This is a genomic window from Pantoea sp. AS-PWVM4 (assembly GCF_000468095.1).
Taxonomy (GTDB): domain Bacteria; phylum Pseudomonadota; class Gammaproteobacteria; order Enterobacterales; family Enterobacteriaceae; genus Pantoea; species Pantoea phytobeneficialis.
In genome coordinates, this window is record NZ_ASZC01000017.1 from 56,615 (window position 1) to 72,038 (window position 15,424).

Annotated in this window: 16 protein-coding genes; 4 read left to right on the top strand and 12 right to left on the bottom strand. The window is 51.9% G+C overall.

The features are described from left to right. The first annotated feature begins 538 nt into the window (after window positions 1-538). Window positions 539-2,044: a dipeptide/tripeptide permease DtpA gene (gene dtpA, locus L579_RS15825; RefSeq protein ID WP_021185202.1), complete on the top strand. Its 1,506-nt coding sequence runs from the start codon at window positions 539-541 to the stop codon at window positions 2,042-2,044. Between the two features lie 58 nt (window positions 2,045-2,102). On the opposite strand, the gene L579_RS15830 is transcribed toward dtpA, so the two are convergent. Both L579_RS15830 and L579_RS15835 read right to left on the bottom strand, forming a co-directional pair. Then, window positions 2,103-2,951 carry a pyridoxamine 5'-phosphate oxidase family protein gene (locus L579_RS15830; protein WP_021185203.1) on the bottom strand — a complete coding sequence of 283 codons (849 nt, stop codon included), beginning with the start codon at window positions 2,949-2,951 and terminating at the stop codon, window positions 2,103-2,105. Beyond that, window positions 2,935-3,561 (bottom strand): glutathione S-transferase family protein, encoded by a 627-nt coding sequence (locus L579_RS15835; protein ID WP_021185204.1) that lies wholly within the window; start codon window positions 3,559-3,561, stop codon window positions 2,935-2,937. Before L579_RS15835 ends, L579_RS15830 begins: the two co-directional genes overlap by 17 nt. 91 nt (window positions 3,562-3,652) lie before the next feature. Between L579_RS15835 and L579_RS15840 the strand changes: the two genes are divergently transcribed. Together L579_RS15840 and gstA are read left to right on the top strand one after the other, a co-directional pair. Beyond that, window positions 3,653-4,561 (top strand): LysR family transcriptional regulator, encoded by a 909-nt coding sequence (locus L579_RS15840; protein ID WP_021185205.1) that lies wholly within the window; start codon window positions 3,653-3,655, stop codon window positions 4,559-4,561. 71 nt (window positions 4,562-4,632) lie between these two features. Then, window positions 4,633-5,238: a glutathione transferase GstA gene (gene gstA / locus L579_RS15845; protein WP_036626969.1), complete on the top strand. Its 606-nt coding sequence runs from the start codon at window positions 4,633-4,635 to the stop codon at window positions 5,236-5,238. Window positions 5,239-5,275: 37 nt separating this feature from the next. Here the strand turns inward: gstA and pdxY are convergent, their stop codons facing one another. The 5 genes from pdxY to anmK form a co-directional block, all read right to left on the bottom strand. Beyond that, a complete protein-coding gene (gene pdxY, locus L579_RS15850) occupies window positions 5,276-6,139 on the bottom strand; it encodes a pyridoxal kinase PdxY (RefSeq protein ID WP_200864673.1) in 864 nt (287 codons plus the stop codon). A 52-nt stretch (window positions 6,140-6,191) separates the two neighbouring features. Further along, complete coding sequence (gene tyrS, locus L579_RS15855) at window positions 6,192-7,466, bottom strand: tyrosine--tRNA ligase (protein WP_021185208.1); 1,275 nt, start codon at window positions 7,464-7,466, stop codon at window positions 6,192-6,194. A 139-nt stretch (window positions 7,467-7,605) separates the two neighbouring features. After that, a complete protein-coding gene (gene pdxH / locus L579_RS15860) occupies window positions 7,606-8,262 on the bottom strand; it encodes a pyridoxamine 5'-phosphate oxidase (RefSeq protein ID WP_021185209.1) in 657 nt (218 codons plus the stop codon). 23 nt (window positions 8,263-8,285) lie between these two features. Beyond that, complete coding sequence (locus L579_RS15865) at window positions 8,286-8,612, bottom strand: MliC family protein (RefSeq protein ID WP_021185210.1); 327 nt, start codon at window positions 8,610-8,612, stop codon at window positions 8,286-8,288. Window positions 8,613-8,621: 9 nt separating this feature from the next. After that, a complete protein-coding gene (gene anmK / locus L579_RS15870; protein WP_021185211.1) occupies window positions 8,622-9,743 on the bottom strand; it encodes an anhydro-N-acetylmuramic acid kinase in 1,122 nt (373 codons plus the stop codon). A gap of 284 nt (window positions 9,744-10,027) precedes the next feature. Between anmK and slyB the strand changes: the two genes are divergently transcribed. Then, a complete protein-coding gene (slyB, locus tag L579_RS15875; RefSeq protein ID WP_013508888.1) occupies window positions 10,028-10,495 on the top strand; it encodes an outer membrane lipoprotein SlyB in 468 nt (155 codons plus the stop codon). Window positions 10,496-10,579: 84 nt separating this feature from the next. Here the strand turns inward: slyB and L579_RS15880 are convergent, their stop codons facing one another. From L579_RS15880 to L579_RS15900, 5 genes are all read right to left on the bottom strand, one after another. Next, window positions 10,580-11,143, bottom strand: coding sequence for a helix-turn-helix transcriptional regulator (locus L579_RS15880; protein WP_161628642.1), 564 nt, complete (start codon window positions 11,141-11,143; stop codon window positions 10,580-10,582). Window positions 11,144-11,356: 213 nt separating this feature from the next. Next, window positions 11,357-12,352 (bottom strand): hypothetical protein, encoded by a 996-nt coding sequence (locus L579_RS15885; RefSeq protein ID WP_021185213.1) that lies wholly within the window; start codon window positions 12,350-12,352, stop codon window positions 11,357-11,359. Further along, window positions 12,349-13,281, bottom strand: a complete 933-nt coding sequence (locus L579_RS15890) for an ACP S-malonyltransferase (RefSeq protein WP_021185214.1) — start codon at window positions 13,279-13,281, stop codon at window positions 12,349-12,351. Before L579_RS15890 ends, L579_RS15885 begins: the two co-directional genes overlap by 4 nt. 9 nt (window positions 13,282-13,290) lie before the next feature. Beyond that, window positions 13,291-14,658, bottom strand: a complete 1,368-nt coding sequence (locus L579_RS15895) for a hypothetical protein (RefSeq protein ID WP_021185215.1) — start codon at window positions 14,656-14,658, stop codon at window positions 13,291-13,293. Next, window positions 14,658-15,422 (bottom strand): outer membrane lipoprotein-sorting protein, encoded by a 765-nt coding sequence (locus tag L579_RS15900; RefSeq protein WP_021185216.1) that lies wholly within the window; start codon window positions 15,420-15,422, stop codon window positions 14,658-14,660. Before L579_RS15900 ends, L579_RS15895 begins: the two co-directional genes overlap by 1 nt. Between the last annotated feature and the right edge of the window lie 2 nt (window positions 15,423-15,424).

The following is a 15,424-nucleotide window of genomic DNA, read 5'->3' on the forward strand; positions in this document are numbered from 1 at the left end:
CGCTTATGCCTGATACCGGCTTGAATGGCGTTTTTTATCTGCCTGAAAAGGGCTACGCAAACGTTTTCTTTTTTTGCATGCGAAAATAAATCGTATTTTTGTGCGCAGGATCAACTAATTAGCGCGCTGGAATCTTTGCGCAGGTTTTTTTGTTTAATTATCAACCTATCGTGCTTAACATTACGCCATTAACAGGTTTATTTTTTGTTTATGTTTCATACAGCAGACATATCTCCTGAAATTAAGAATAATCGCAGTTTATCTCATGAAAATGATCTTAACGATCTGCAAACCAACCGATTATCCTGATATAATGTCATCACTCGGGATTTAACACTGATTAACAACTTTTTATTATTGCTTTAACCCTACCCTTCACAGGTATTTCAGCGTGTAAAAAGTACTTGCCCTGCTGGCCTGATTCAGCCAAATTAGGCGCCGTTTTTCCTATCTAATAACAATGTTGCGCAGGATTTACCCAGCCTGACGCAGACTTAATTCCTGTCAAAAAACAGGCTATGTATAAACTGAGGTACTCGTGTCAACTGCAAACAAACACACTGATGAGGCAGTCAGCCTCAACGCGTTCAAGCAACCGAAAGCGTTCTACCTGATCTTCTCGATCGAACTGTGGGAACGTTTTGGTTACTACGGCCTGCAAGCCATTATGGCGGTTTACCTGGTGAAACAGCTGGGGATGTCGGAAGCAGATTCCATCACCCTGTTCACCTCGTTTAGTGCGCTGGTTTACGGTTTGGTCGCCATTGGCGGCTGGCTGGGTGATAAAGTGCTGGGCACCAAACGTGTCATCGTCCTCGGGGTGATGGTTCTGGCGCTGGGTTATGCTTTTGTCGCCTTCTCCGGTCATGACACCACCATGGTGTATGTCGGTATGGCCACCATTGCGGTGGGTAGCGGCCTGTTTAAAGCCAACCCGTCTTCCCTGCTCTCCACCTGCTACGAGAAAGACGACCCGCGTATCGACGGCGCATTCACCATGTTCTACATGTCGATCAACATCGGTTCGCTGTTCTCCATGATGCTGACACCGTGGCTGGCGGCGAAGTATGGCTGGGGCGCGGCATTCTCGCTGTCGGTTGTTGGTCTGGTGATCACCCTGCTGAACTTCCTGTTCTGTCAGCGTCTGGTGAAGGGTTACGGTTCCAAACCTGATTTCGCTCCGTTGCAGATCAACAAATTGCTGATGACGCTGGTTGGCGTGGTGGCATTGATCGCCCTGGCGACCTGGCTGCTGCATCATCAGAGCATCGCGCGCATGGCGCTGGGTGTGATCGCCATTGGTATCGTGATGGTGTTTGCCAAAGAAGCCTTTGCTTTGCAGGGCGCAGCACGTCGTAAAATGATCGTCGCCTTCCTGCTGATGGTTGAAGCCATCGTGTTCTTCGTGCTGTACATGCAGATGCCGACCTCGCTGAACTTCTTCGCCATCCGTAACGTTGAGCATGCCATTCTCGGCATCACCTTCGAGCCGGAGCAGTTCCAGGCGCTTAACCCGTTCTGGATCATGCTTGCCAGCCCGATTCTGGCAGCGGTGTACAACAAGATGGGCGACAAACTGCCAATGCCGCACAAGTTTGCCATCGGTATGGTGCTGTGTTCTGGTGCCTTCCTGGTGCTGCCGTTTGGTGCCAAATTCGCGAACGAAGCGGGCATCGTGTCGGTCAACTGGCTGATTCTCAGCTATGCATTGCAGAGCGTGGGCGAGCTGATGATTTCTGGCCTTGGCCTGGCGATGGTGGCACAGCTGGTTCCACAGCGTCTGATGGGCTTTATCATGGGTTCATGGTTCCTGACCACCGCAGGTGCTGCGATGATCGCCGGTAAAGTGGCTAACCTGATGGCCGTGCCGAGTGATGTGACCGATCCGCACACGTCGCTGGCGGTGTACAGCCATGTGTTCCAGCAGATTGGTATCGCGACCGGGGTGATTGCTATCCTGATGCTGATCACCGCCCCGCTGCTGAACCGCATGACACAGGACGATACCCAGACTGAATTGCAGCGCGCCAACGCCAATTCCTGATTCTGCGGTTCAGTCCGGAAAAACGATCAAGCCGTCATCCCCTGGGATGGCGGTTTTTTTATGCGGCGGTGTCTGCTTGCCAGCAGGCACCCACGCCTAACCGCATCACCTGCTGCGGCGTAAACCACAAACGCCGGATAACCTTCCCTTCTGCGTTGTTCGCGGCCCAATCGATGGTCATCTCACCCTGCAAATGCAGCGCGGTACCCAATTGCCAGTCCGGGATCAACAACGCACAGCGCGCATCCAGCAGCAAATTGCCCAGGGTATTCATATAACGGTTACCGGGAAAATCATCGAACGACAGTAACCCAGAGTCATGCCAGCGCAGAAAACCGGCAGGACCACCGCGATGTGAAATATCCATACTGCCGGACGGAGAACCGCTGGCGATAAAAAACGTTTGGCTGCGACTGAGATGCTGCCGGTCCTCAACATTTAAGGATGTGGCCTGTTCAATCTCGACCTGTTGCTCCGCCGGAAAATGCCACGGATATTGATGGATATATTGCGGACAGTTGCCAAAGCTCTCGTGAATTCGCATCACCAGATGTTCTGGCCCGATTGCTGCAACTTCCCCACTGGCGCGGTTGCGGCGCCGCGTGGCGAAATCAATGCCGAGGATGGCCAGTGCATCGCCTTCCGCCAACGGTTGTAATAGCGCTGCACGCTGGAGCGCGTGGGTGCTGATCGCCAGGTAGTGCTCATCCAGCGGCTGGATGAAACCGGGTTCAGCCATCAATAAATGCGCCAGCGGCCAGCCCTGGCTAGCGCGTTGCGCCAGTAGCAGATAGGGCAATTGCGCAAAGAACATCTGGTGCTGCAACGGCATCTGATCGTAAATTGCGGCCCGTACATGGCTAAAACCTGCCAGTTGCTGGGCGCGTTGTTCACCGGGATGGAACATTTTCGCTTTCCTCGGGAAGGGGTAATGGCGGTAGCGACTCAAAGCCGGATAGCGCCTCGACCTGGGCCAGCCACTGACGAATAGCGGGCCACGGTTGTAATGAAATGCCGCCCTCGGGGGCACAAGCCACGTACGCGTAACAGGCCAGGTCGGCGATGGTCGGCAGCTCACCTGCCAGCCAGCGTTGCGTGCTTAAATGCGCTTCCATCTGTGGCAGAAAACGCGCCGCCACGCTGCACGCCGAGGCGTAGTCTTCCGGGGTGTGAAATTGTTTAATTAAACGCGCGGATCCAACGCCGTAACGAATCTCTCCCGCCGCTTTCCCCAGCCACAGCTGCACCTGGGCGGCAGCCACCGGCTCATCCGGCAGCCAGTGGCTGTCCGGTGCATAGCGGCGCACCAGATACACCAGAATGGCGTTACTGTCGTAAATCACGACCTCGTCATCCACCAGCACCGGAATTTGCTGCCACGGATTCAACTGCCGAAATTCAGCTTGCTGGCGCAAAGCCGCCGCCGCTTCAATACATTGATAATCCAGTTGCAGCATATTCAGTAATAGTCGGACACGGTGCGCATGGCCAGATAACGGTGTGCTGTACAGTTTCATGATGATCTCCTTTTTTGCTTAGCTTACTCTTGTGATTTACGTAATGAAGATCGGGTTACGACAAGAGACTGTTACCAAATAAGGAATAATGATGGACAGATTCGATGAGCTACAGGTGTTCGTCACCGTCATTCAACAGGGTAGCCTGGCGGCAGCCGCCCGTCGTTTACAGCGTTCACCGCCGGTCATCACCCGTACTCTGGCGGCGCTGGAGCAGCGCTTCGGCACCACCTTAATTGAACGCACCACGCGCCAACTGGCCCCTACCGAAGCCGGTTGGCAGCTATTTGAGCAGGCGCGCCAGTTGCTGACCGACTATCAGGCCGCAATGGACAGCGCCCACCATAGCGGATTGCAAGGACTGCTGCGCGTCACTGCCCCGGTTCAGTTTGGCCGCCGCCATGTGATGCCGTTGGTGAACGCCTTCCTGGCGCTTCATCCGGAAATTCAGCTGGAATTGGTGCTGAGCGACAGCTATCAGGACTTGATCGATAACGGGCTGGATATCGCGCTACGCATCGGTGAACTTCAGGATTCCTCGATGGTGGCACGTCGGGTCGGCGAGGTACGCAGTATGCTGATTGCCAGCCCGGATTATCTACAACGCGCAGGTATTCCGCAGCATCCCTCCACACTGAGCGAACATGCGCTGATTGCCGGGATACGGCAGACACGAGAATGGCGATTTGCGCGTGATGTGCGGGTGCGTATTACCCCTCGACTGCGCGTGAATGAAGTGGAGAGTCAGCTGCTGGCATTACGCAGCCACCAGGGGATTGGGCGTCTACTCTCCTATCAGGTGCTGGACGATCTGCACGCGGGAACATTGATCCGTTTATTGCCGGAGTGGGAACCTGCCGCCTTGCCGGTACAGTTGGTGACGCAACGAGTAAGGAACATGACACCGAAAGTCCGTCAGTTCTGGGATTTTGCACTGACGCGTTTGCCCGCACTCGCCTGCTTTCATGAAGAAAATTACGCTATCAGCCACGATTCCTGATCGGTATCACTGGCAAATCTTTTTCGCCGAATTATGCTGGTTTGATCACAACAAACCGAGGAGAGGCCATGATGAAACTCTATTGTAAGCCCGGTGCCTGCTCGCTATCGCCACACATCGTGATGCGCGAATGCGGGTTGGACTTCACACAGGTTAATGTCGACCTGCAACTGAAACGTACCGAGCGAGGAGAGGATTACTGGCAGATAAACCCGAAAGGACAGGTACCGGCTTTACAGTTTGATGATGGCACGTTACTGACGGAGGGTACGGCGATTGTGCAGTATCTGGCCGATCAAAAACCCGATCGCCACCTTCTGGCGCCGACCGGGAGTCTCACCCGTTATCACACGCTGGAGTGGCTCAGTTTTATCGGTACTGAATTGCACAAAGGCTTCAGCCCCTTGTTCCGCAAGGACACCCCCGCAGAATACAAAGAGCTGGTGCGTGAGCAGCTAATCAAAAAATTCGCCATCGCAAATCAGGCGTTACAGGATAAACAGTGGCTGATGGGGCTGCGTTTTACCGTGGCGGATGCCTATCTGTTTGTGGTGACGCGCTGGGCGCATGCGTTACAACTGGATTTGAGTGGGTTTACGGCGCTGAATAGCTGGTTTGATCGGGTGGCAGAACGCCCGGCAGTACAGGCGGCGCTGAAAGCGGAAGGTCTGATCTGATGCGTCGCGGCGCGATTTATCGCGCCGCGACGGGCTGTTACAGTTTTTCCGCCGCGAAATGCTGCGTCGGTTGCGCAATCGCATCCTGTGCCGCCACCAGTTGCAGTTCGTACTCGCCCATTTCATGGGTTTTCAGCATGACTTCATACACCGCTGCCGTGACGTGCTCCAGCGCATCACGCAGCGACTTGCCGTGCAGCAGATCGACCAGCAGCAGCCCGCTGGTGAGATCACCAACGCCGACCGGCTGACGTACGCCAAAATCGACCAGTGGACGGTCGATATGCCAGCATTCATCGGCAGTGACCAGCAACATCTCAAAACGGTCGCTGCGACGTCCGGCACGCGCCAGATGTTTCACCAGCACCACTTTTGGCCCCTGAGCAATCAGCTCACGAGCCGCAACCACCGCCTGTTCAACATTGGCAATGCTGTGCCCGCTCAGCATCTCCAGCTCCAGCAGGTTCGGAGCAATAATATCGCTGGCCGGAAGCGCCATTTTGCAATGAAACTCCGCCACACCCGGCGCAACAATGCAGCCTTTTTCCGGGTGCCCCATGACCGGATCACAGAAGTACCAGGCATTCGGGTTAGCGGCTTTTACCTGGCGCACAATCTCCAGGATCTGCTCACCCTGCTCGGCGGAACCCAGATAGCCACTCAGCACCGCATCACAGGTCTTCAATCGATCGATAGCGGCGATGCCCTGCACAATATCGGTCAGATGGGTGGCTGGCATCACGGTGCCGGTCCAGTGGCCATACTGCGTGTGGTTGGAGAACTGCACGGTATTCAGCGGCCAGACGTTGGCACCCATACGACGCATGGGAAACTCTGCCGCGCTGTTGCCAGCGTGGCCGTAAACAACATGAGACTGGATTGCGAGAATATTTTTCATTATTGCCCTGTACTGCCTTGCCATAAAAAAGGGCCGGAAACCGGCCCTGAATCGCTTACTGCCAGTTAATCAGGCAGTAGTGTTTTTTGCCGCGACGCAGCAGCGTGAAGCGCCCAAACAGTTTGTCGCTGTCGCTGAAACGGTATTCGGCGTCAGATTGTTTTTCACCGTTCAGAGAAACCGCGTTGGAACCGATCATGGTACGTGCCTGGCCGCGTGAAGGCACCAGCTCCGCTTTGACCAGCGCCTGTTGCAGGTCATCTTCGGCGGTCAGGTTGATGGTCGGCATACCGTCCTGTGCCAGCTGCTCGAAATCTGCTTCGGTCATATCGCTCAGGCTGCCAGAGAACAGGCTCTCGGTGATGCGTTTGGCCGCAGTCAGGCCCGCATCGCCATGCACCAGTCGTGTCACCTGCTCGGCCAACACGTACTGCGCGCGAGGTGCGGTACCGCTGTTTTTGTCGGCTTCTTCCAGCGCATTGATCTCTTCAATGCTCATGAAGGTGAAGAATTTCAGGAAGCGATACACATCCGCATCCGCGGTGTTGATCCAGAACTGGTAGAACTTATACGGACTGGTTTTCTTCGCATCAAGCCACACCGCGCCGCCTTCGGTTTTACCGAACTTGGTACCGTCAGACTTGGTGATCAACGGCACGGTCAGACCCCAGGTCTGCTGCTGGTGCAGGCGACGGGTTAAATCGATACCGGAGGTGATGTTGCCCCACTGGTCGGAACCGCCAATTTGCAGCACCACACCATAACGCTTGTTCAACTCGGCAAAGTCATAACCCTGCAACAGGTTGTAGGAGAATTCGGTGTAGGAGATGCCCTGATCGTCACGGTTAAGACGCTGTTTGACCGCTTCTTTGTTGATCATCTGGTTCACAGAGAAGTGTTTACCGATATCACGCAGGAAGGTCAGCACATTCATGCCACCAAACCAGTCATAGTTATTGGCGGCGATGGCGCTGTTGTCGCCACAATCGAAACTGAGGAATGGCGCGACCTGATGGCGGATTTTCTCCACCCACTCGCCCACGGTTTCAGTGGTATTCAGTTTACGTTCTGCTGCTTTAAAGCTGGGATCGCCAATCAGACCGGTGGCACCACCCACCAGCGCGACCGGTTTATGTCCGGCATCCTGAAAACGTTTCAGGCAGAGCAGCGGCACCAGATGGCCCAAGTGCAAGCTATCAGCGGTGGGATCAAAGCCGCAATAGAGTGCAATTGGCCCTTGCGCCAGTCGCTCTGCTAACGCTTCCTCGTCCGTTACCTGGGCAATCAAGCCCCTCTCTTGCAATTGTTGTATCAGGTTACTGCTGGTCATCACTGACTCCAAATTGATCAGACTGCACCTATGCTGGTACACAGCTTTCCGCTGATTTGCGGAAGTGAAAAAAATGAGGGCTATAGCATAAAGCGCTGACGCCAACTGCGCCAGCGTTGAAAGGGGTTAAAACGCAGTTTTACGGGGCGAGACGGTCGATTGACCAGCCATTGTCCTGACGTTGATAGAGGAAGCGATCGTGCAGCCGATGCTCTCCCCCTTGCCAGAACTCCATCGTGTGGAATTTAACCCGGAATCCGCCCCAGAAACTCGGCAGGGGCACTTCACCTTGCTGGAACTTCTGCTTCAATTCGAGGAACTTGCCTTCCAGCACGCCACGAGCGGAAATGCGGCTCGACTGCTTCGAAACCCAGGCACCAATCTGGCTGTCACGCGGACGGCTATGGAAATACTTCAACACCTCCAGTGCCGACAGTTTCTCAACTTCGCCCAGCACCATCACCTGACGTTCAAGATAGTGCCACGGGAAGTGCAGCGAGATGCGCGGATTGTCCGCCAGCTGCAACGCCTTACGGCTACCGAGATTGGTGTAAAACACCATTCCTTTGTCATCGTAGTGCTTGAGCAACACGATGCGCTGATAGGGCTGGCCGCTGCTGTCTACCGTCGCCACCGTCATGGCGGTGGGATCGGGCAGTTGCGCGGCACACGCCTGTTGTAGCCACTGTTCAAACAGCGCCAGAGGATCCTCTGGCAGATCTTTACGCCGCAAACCACCACGGGTGTATTCACGACGCAGGTGGGCAATATTTTGCAAACTGTCACTGTCGCTCATGCTGTTTACTCTTTCTTTAACGATTACTGGGCGGAACCATCCGCATTCTGCAATTCGCAGTCATTAATCACAATTTTATCGTTACGCTCGATAAAAGCGCCATTCCCTTTCGACCAGAAGACGTAAGTGCCGTCACTGTAGCGCGTACCGGAAGCGGCAACGGTCTGGGTCAAGGTCAGCGCTTTGCCATCAAGAATAAAACTGACCTGCTGACGCGGGTTATCCAGGGTTACGGTTAGCGGCAACGTGCCGCAACGGTAATGCAACTTTTGCGGTGCTTCGGCGGGTTTATGCATTAAACCACAACCGCTCAGCAGCAGTACGCCGCCCACTAAAATCGCCTTTTTCATCCTGACTCCTTAACGTGTCTGCCGGGAATTGGCCGGATAGATGGCACCCAGCACGCTCATTTCGCGCGCGCCAGTCACCGCCGGTAAATTGCCCGGTAAGCCGGACAAGGTGCGGAAAGCCAGCCAGGCAAAGGCCAGCGCTTCCATATCATCGCCGCTGATACCGGCCTGGTCAGTGGTATTGACCTCCGTACCGGGCAGCAGTGCCGCCAGACGGGCCATCAACAGCGGGTTACGGCTGCCGCCACCGCACACTAACAGGCGATCGCAGCCATCATTCAGTTGTACCTGCTGCGTAATGGTCAGCGCGGTGAGTTCGGTCAGTGTCGCCTGTACATCTTGCGCAGCCAGTGCCGGGAAGCGTTGCAATTGTTGCTCGACCCATCCGAGGTTGAAATATTCGCGTCCGGTGCTTTTTGGCGGTGGTAACGCGAACCAGGGATCGGCCAGCATCTGATCAAGCAGCGCCGGGACCACCTGCCCACTGCGCGCCCAGGCGGCATCTTTGTCGTAGGGCTGGCCTTTGTGACGCCAAATCCACGCATCAATCAACATATTACCCGGCCCGGTGTCAAAGCCGCGCACCGCATGGCCTGGCAGTAACAACGAGAGGTTGGCAATCCCGCCGATGTTCAACACCATGCGCCGCTCAACACTGTCCATTAATAAAGCCTGGTGAAACGCCGGTACTAACGGAGCACCCTGCCCGCCCAACGCCATATCGCGGCGGCGAAAATCCCCGACCACGGTCACGCCGGTGGCAGCAACAATTTGGTTATTGTCACCAATCTGTAAGGTGTTAGGCGCATCACTTAACGGCTCATGCCACACCGTTTGTCCGTGGCAACCTATTGCCATGATATCGCTGGCCTCCAGCGACTGCTGGCGCATCAGGGTTAATACCGCGTCTGCGAACAGCTTACCCAGACGGTTATCGAGCTGCCCCAATTGCGACAAGGTCAGAGATTGTCCCTGACAGATCGCCAGCACCTGCTGCCGCAAATCTTGTGGTATCGGATGACAGTAGCTCGCCTGCTGCGCCACCATATGTTCATCGATCGCCGCCAGCACCACATCGACACCGTCAAGACTGGTACCGGACATCACCCCGATATAGCGTCCTGATTTCATAACTTTTCCTTACTCGCCCACGAGCAAATGATTCATCTTTGAGTAGCCTGGCAAATTACGCAGGCTAATTCTATGATTAAATTCCGCTTTTTAAGCACATTGCGTAGCGCATTCCAGGTTAAAATATTTCGTGTTCAATTGAATTTTTGTTGAGATGCAATGGTCTATGCTTCGCCTCCAACCGCGTATTATCCGGACGAAGAGTCAATTGCCAGTTTTGTGTCTTATACTCTGTGCAGAACAGGATGAGAACACGGCACATTTTTGCATGAAGGAGCTTTCTGATGATTAAGCGTTTTCTGGTCGTCTCCCTTGCCGGCTTAACGCTGGCAGGTTGTGTGAGTAACGACACCCTTTCTGGTGATGTCTACAGTGCCAGTGAAGCGAAACAAGTACAGAGCGTTTCTTACGGTACGCTGGTTTCCGTTCGCCCGGTCAAGATTCAGGGCGGTGACGAAAACAATGTTATTGGTGCCATCGGTGGTGCCGTATTAGGTGGCTTCCTCGGTAACACCATTGGCGGCGGAAGCGGCCGTAGCCTGGCAACCGCAGGCGGTGCCGTTCTCGGCGGCGTCGCAGGCCAGGGCGTGCAGAGCACCCTGAATAAGAGTGACGGTGTCGAACTGGAAATCCGTAAAGATGACGGCAACACCATCATGGTGGTGCAGAAACAGGCCGCCACCCGTTTCTCTGTCGGCCAGCGTGTTGTGATGGCATCTAACGGCAGCCAGGTCACCGTGTCACCGCGCTAAACCCGCGCGTAGTCGATCAAGACACCCTGCCAGAATCCGGAAATGGACTTCATTTCCGGATTTTTTATGCCCGTAAGGTTGACACTAGTGCCGCTGCGGCAGCATATGAAAGATAATGTCACTACCCATTTTTTTCTTTAACGTCGATTTATGGATATAAACACTTTTCACGCTACAACCCAGTAAGGTGGCTATTTCGTTCACAGTACTGCCGTCGTATATCATCTTTAACACATGCATTTCTCGTTCAGTTGCTGCCGGAGCTTTAATCCGCTTAGTCCTGCTGCCACAGAGCCGGTTTTTCAAATCTGCCATAAAACAATCCAACCCCGCATCGGTAGGAATAACAGCTTTGATACTGGCTGATTTTCGCCACCAATAATGCGCAATCGCCATCATTCTTCTGTCAGGGATCAGAACAATTTCCATGCCACACGCAGAGAAAACCGTTAGCCACTCATCATTAATGAATAAACCGAGATGTCTCAGTGAGAAATCAACAATCAGAGTGTCCTCACTCAGCTCACAGCCATTACTTTTAAAAACTAACTCATGTAATGCCAGTTTTAAATAATCATTGCCTTCAGGCCAAAGTACTAACTTTTTATCCGTACAAAACTCTACTTTAAATGTTTCGTCGTGATGCACACGACAACCAAGCCGACATCCCATGCAGCTCAGCGCGTCAACTATCCTATGTTCCAAAAAGGCTCACCTCATCCTTGTGTTACCGCCGCTCCTGTTCACCGGGGTAAATTACGCAGAGTGGTGACTGTTGAGAAATAAGATTCCTCTCAGAATATTTTTATTTACCTTTTTAAAGATTTCGCAGATAGAATTACCTACTTCTGCTGATCAGGATCAAAGATTACGTTTGTTAAACGCTTCATAGCGAAAGTACATATCACAAGCCATCATAAACTCATGATGGTATTGCCACCAGGTATGCAAAAAGCAATAACCCATACAAGGTAGAAAACAGAACAAAAAGTACCACTCAAAACGGATTTGCCACTGCAACAGGCTAAGTACTGTGCTTACCGCAACAATCCATACCGCCAGAATGAACAACACTATAATAATTCTGATGATTAATGGCCGCGAGGATAAACGACTGAACGGAACCGATTTTGAAAAGAAGAAGTCGATTTCTTTTAAGAAGATACGTCCCAAAAATACATATCTTTTGGATATACGAGCGAATGCTAAATTTATCGCCAGGACAATAGTACAAAGAATCAGCATAGCCACCATCAGTCTTATGGACAAGAAACCCTCCCGCAAGGAAAAGCCTTCCTGCTGTGCTAAAGGGCTAACTGAGATGACATTCAGTAACGTGACAGTGAAGAGACAGACACTAACATACTGATAAAGGTGTCGGTATTTCACACCTGGTGCAGCAGAAGTCAGCACCTGACGAATATACACTGGTCTGAGCCATCTGAATACCAGGTAAACAATGCAAGATGAAGTAATATAAAAACAAAGAACCGAATACATCGTTGCAGGCAATGACAGCCAGCCAGTTGCAATAATCCAGAACATCCATAGCATAAGCGTACTGATGATTACGGGACGGGAGACAACATTCAGCAACTTACCACAAGGCTTCTCAGAGAAAACACTTACATCGACACGACCAATAACACAGCTATACGCCCAAAAAGCCTTGAGGTCATAAATGAGATTAAACAGCACGATAGCCAATAATGCGCTGACCGGCCAAACATTGTGCTGCGTTAATTGATAATCATTATTCTTCCAGTAAAAACCCACAACGACCAGAATCACTGCGGAGAAAAATGGAATAACTCTCTTATCCTGAAAAGAGATAAATTTCTGATAATCTGGAATCATAAGGCACCAGTAATGGTTCGACAATGTTGCGTCATTTCCGATGTAAAACCGGGAAAATCCTTCAGCATATGGCCGAGGTAGGCCTTGTTACTGACCTCAATCAGTACCGGTGTTAATGGATGGCTTAATAAGCGTGCCATCGAATCGGTCCACTTTACGGTATGGGTTAAATGCAGCGCCAGATTGTGTTTAATCTTCTCCGGTTCGTATTCCGCACAACCCGTCACATTCATCAACACGTCGAAATCCGGGCGTTTAATCTCCACCGTCGCTAAAAAATTGCACATTTGCTTTACCCCTTGCGCCATTAAACGGGTATGCCAGGCTCCACTCACGCCGGGTTTGAAAGCATCAAAGCCATGCCGGGCCAATAGCGGGACAAATGCCGTGAGCGCAGCGGATGTCCCGCCAATAACCTGTTGATGGGGACTGTTGTCGCAACTGACATCCAACTCAATATCAGAACGCGCAATCAGTTCAGTCATTGTGTGATAATCGATACCCTTCACGACATACATCGTCCCATTATTTTCTTTGCTTAATTCGTGCATCAACTGTGATCGGAAATGGATTATTTTAAACAAGTCCTCCAGGGAAACAGCCTTCGCGGCATATAACGCACTGTATTCGCCGACACTGTGACCGCAGCAACCCACTGCTGTCTCGACATTGAGTTTTTCAAGCAACAGAGTATACAGCGTCACATTTATCGCCGTGACCGCCACTTGCTGGCAAGGTGTTTGCACCAGTTTATTCATTGGACCTTTTAAGCAAAGACGACGAATATCCATCTGCGAAATATCGCTCGCACAATCCCAAATCTGCCGTGCTTGCTGATTGATATGCCATAAATCAGCCCCCATCCCGATAACCGGATTACCCTGCCCCGAAAACATAAACGCGACAGCAGGCGCGTGTTTATCATCCATAATAAGACCTTAAAATGTATAATTAAAACCGATATAGGTTGCGAGTGTCTCGCCAAACAGACCGAATTCGCTGTTGTTTTTTCCAGCCATTATATAAACCCCGGTGTAAACCTCCATCTGGTTATTTAATGACTTAAGCTGTCTGATATAAGTGATCCCTGTCATCGAACTCTTATCCATCAGGTTAATGGCCGACCAGGGCTGTAGACGCTCTTGCTCATTAAGAAGAATAGTGGCATAGCTGTTGATATAATGTTTCCCCAGGAGGTTACCGCTACTGCTGGCGTTATAGATCTCGGAAGCCATTAAATATTTATAGGCGTCAAATGCCCTCTCCAGTGAAGGATAGGGCGTTTTCTGACTAAGAAAATTGATCACATCAGTCTGTTTTTTCCATTGCCGTGCCGAATAGCCTTCGCTCTGAAAATAATAGCCAATGCCAAAATGGTTAAAACGCTCCGTGGTATATTGGACTCCCAGCGCCAGCTCCCAACCTTGCTTTTCTCTGGTGTGATAAAGTGCATCTGGAAAAACATAATTTTGTAACTGCTCAGCCTTTGCCTCATCCAGATGTCGCCATCGCTGTTTACTGTGCAAAGCCAGTTCGCTATTGAAGGTGAGTTGTTGAGATAAATTATAACTGTTTGCCAATGCAATCGCGTTTGCATCACCGAACATCAGGCTGGCCGACGGCGTGTGATCAGCAAAACGGTAATCGGTATAGGTCAACAAATAACGATCACGGCTGTTTGAACGTTGGGTTGCTGACCAGTTACCAGAAGACTCATACGTTTTACCCGCCTGCGCCAATTTTGGCGCGATGGTGAGTGACAGCGAATTATTTTCGTTCGTCTCAGACAGCTCAAATCCCCAGGATGATTCCGCCCAGACCTGATTCAATGCCGGATGGTATATTCGTGTCGATTTGAATCCACCACCGTAATTACTTAACAGATTAGCTGGAGATTTAAGGTAAAATAAGCCGCCCTTGTTACTTATTTTTCCCGCCTCCAGCCTGACGGTATCAGACAGGTTATAGGTCAGGCTTAATCGGTCAAACAGTAATCTCGCGCGGTGATCATCTTGCTCAAAGGCCCCGCCATCCCTGACTGGATAATAAGTCAGCCCATACAGTGCAACATTCAGCCTTATTTGCTCGTCCACGAATAAACAGCGATTGCTGTATTTCACCACCAGGTCGGTGTAACCATTGTCAGTGCGCCAGGGATCGTTCCCGCCAATCTGCCAGCTCGCGGGTCTTTTGCGCACCGCAGACATCTGACCGAATAACGCCATATCGGCGTCAGACAGACAGGCTGACACCCTTTCTCCAGGCAGCATCGCGAGAGGGAGCACCAACCAGCGCAGAGAAGACATCAAAGATCCCCTCGCTGAATAGACTCACGGGTGAAATGTGACGCTGGCAACGATTCGTACCTGAGATCGCTGTATTCCATAACCGAATAACCGTTGCCATGACGGGTATCAGTAACGACAATTTGTGCCGGCCGCACTTTGCCCAACAACGGTTTATAGTCGCGGTACTCCACCTCTTTCATCAGTTTGTCATCAAGCGAGTAATAAGAGGCTTTATACGGACGATAGCTCCCCTTTTCGACCAGGTATTTCACTTTCGGCCAGGTCACTTGCGATGACTTACGTTGCAGATCCAATTGGTAGCAAACATGAGCACCGCAAGGCTGTTCATCCAGCAGCCTTGCGTTATAAGCATCTTCAAAGTTAGTGACAATGACATCGCCATTTGAAATCTGCCCTAATAACCTTTGCTGTCGGGAGATCGGAACAGGACGACGCAATTCCGGCGTGTAGAACCATAGATCATACCAGTCCGACAGCATCACTTTGCCTTTATCGCGCGCTGGAAAGATAAAACGCACCAGCGACCGCGCTTCAGCCTGACGATTACCCTCAGGTTTCAGAAAGCGCATGGATATATCCAGAATCTGCTTATTTCTGGGTTCGGAGCTCCCTGAAGGGTATTCCAGTACCGTCACCGTGTAACGAAAGGGTTTATCCGGTGAACGGATAGCATCTGACTGCCGGATAATATCCTGTGCAGACTCTCCCCATGTGGCAGTCGATATAAAAAACAGCAGCGATAAAGCGGTACAACCTTTCATAC

What these genes read in the sequence shown, in the direction of transcription:
- L579_RS15900 (WP_021185216.1), bottom strand. Translation starts at nt 15,422, where the DNA reads ATGAAAGGTTGTACCGCTTTATCGCTGCTGTTTTTTATATCGACTGCC.
- pdxH (WP_021185209.1), bottom strand. Translation starts at nt 8,262, where the DNA reads ATGAGCGACAGTGACAGTTTGCAAAATATTGCCCACCTGCGTCGTGAA.
- L579_RS15835 (WP_021185204.1), bottom strand. Translation starts at nt 3,561, where the DNA reads ATGAAACTGTACAGCACACCGTTATCTGGCCATGCGCACCGTGTCCGA.
- L579_RS15840 (WP_021185205.1), top strand. Translation starts at nt 3,653, where the DNA reads ATGGACAGATTCGATGAGCTACAGGTGTTCGTCACCGTCATTCAACAG.
- L579_RS15895 (WP_021185215.1), bottom strand. Translation starts at nt 14,658, where the DNA reads ATGTCTTCTCTGCGCTGGTTGGTGCTCCCTCTCGCGATGCTGCCTGGA.
- gstA (WP_036626969.1), top strand. Translation starts at nt 4,633, where the DNA reads ATGAAACTCTATTGTAAGCCCGGTGCCTGCTCGCTATCGCCACACATC.
- tyrS (WP_021185208.1), bottom strand. Translation starts at nt 7,466, where the DNA reads ATGACCAGCAGTAACCTGATACAACAATTGCAAGAGAGGGGCTTGATT.
- anmK (WP_021185211.1), bottom strand. Translation starts at nt 9,743, where the DNA reads ATGAAATCAGGACGCTATATCGGGGTGATGTCCGGTACCAGTCTTGAC.
- slyB (WP_013508888.1), top strand. Translation starts at nt 10,028, where the DNA reads ATGATTAAGCGTTTTCTGGTCGTCTCCCTTGCCGGCTTAACGCTGGCA.
- L579_RS15830 (WP_021185203.1), bottom strand. Translation starts at nt 2,951, where the DNA reads ATGTTCCATCCCGGTGAACAACGCGCCCAGCAACTGGCAGGTTTTAGC.
- L579_RS15890 (WP_021185214.1), bottom strand. Translation starts at nt 13,281, where the DNA reads ATGGATGATAAACACGCGCCTGCTGTCGCGTTTATGTTTTCGGGGCAG.
- L579_RS15865 (WP_021185210.1), bottom strand. Translation starts at nt 8,612, where the DNA reads ATGAAAAAGGCGATTTTAGTGGGCGGCGTACTGCTGCTGAGCGGTTGT.
- L579_RS15885 (WP_021185213.1), bottom strand. Translation starts at nt 12,352, where the DNA reads ATGATTCCAGATTATCAGAAATTTATCTCTTTTCAGGATAAGAGAGTT.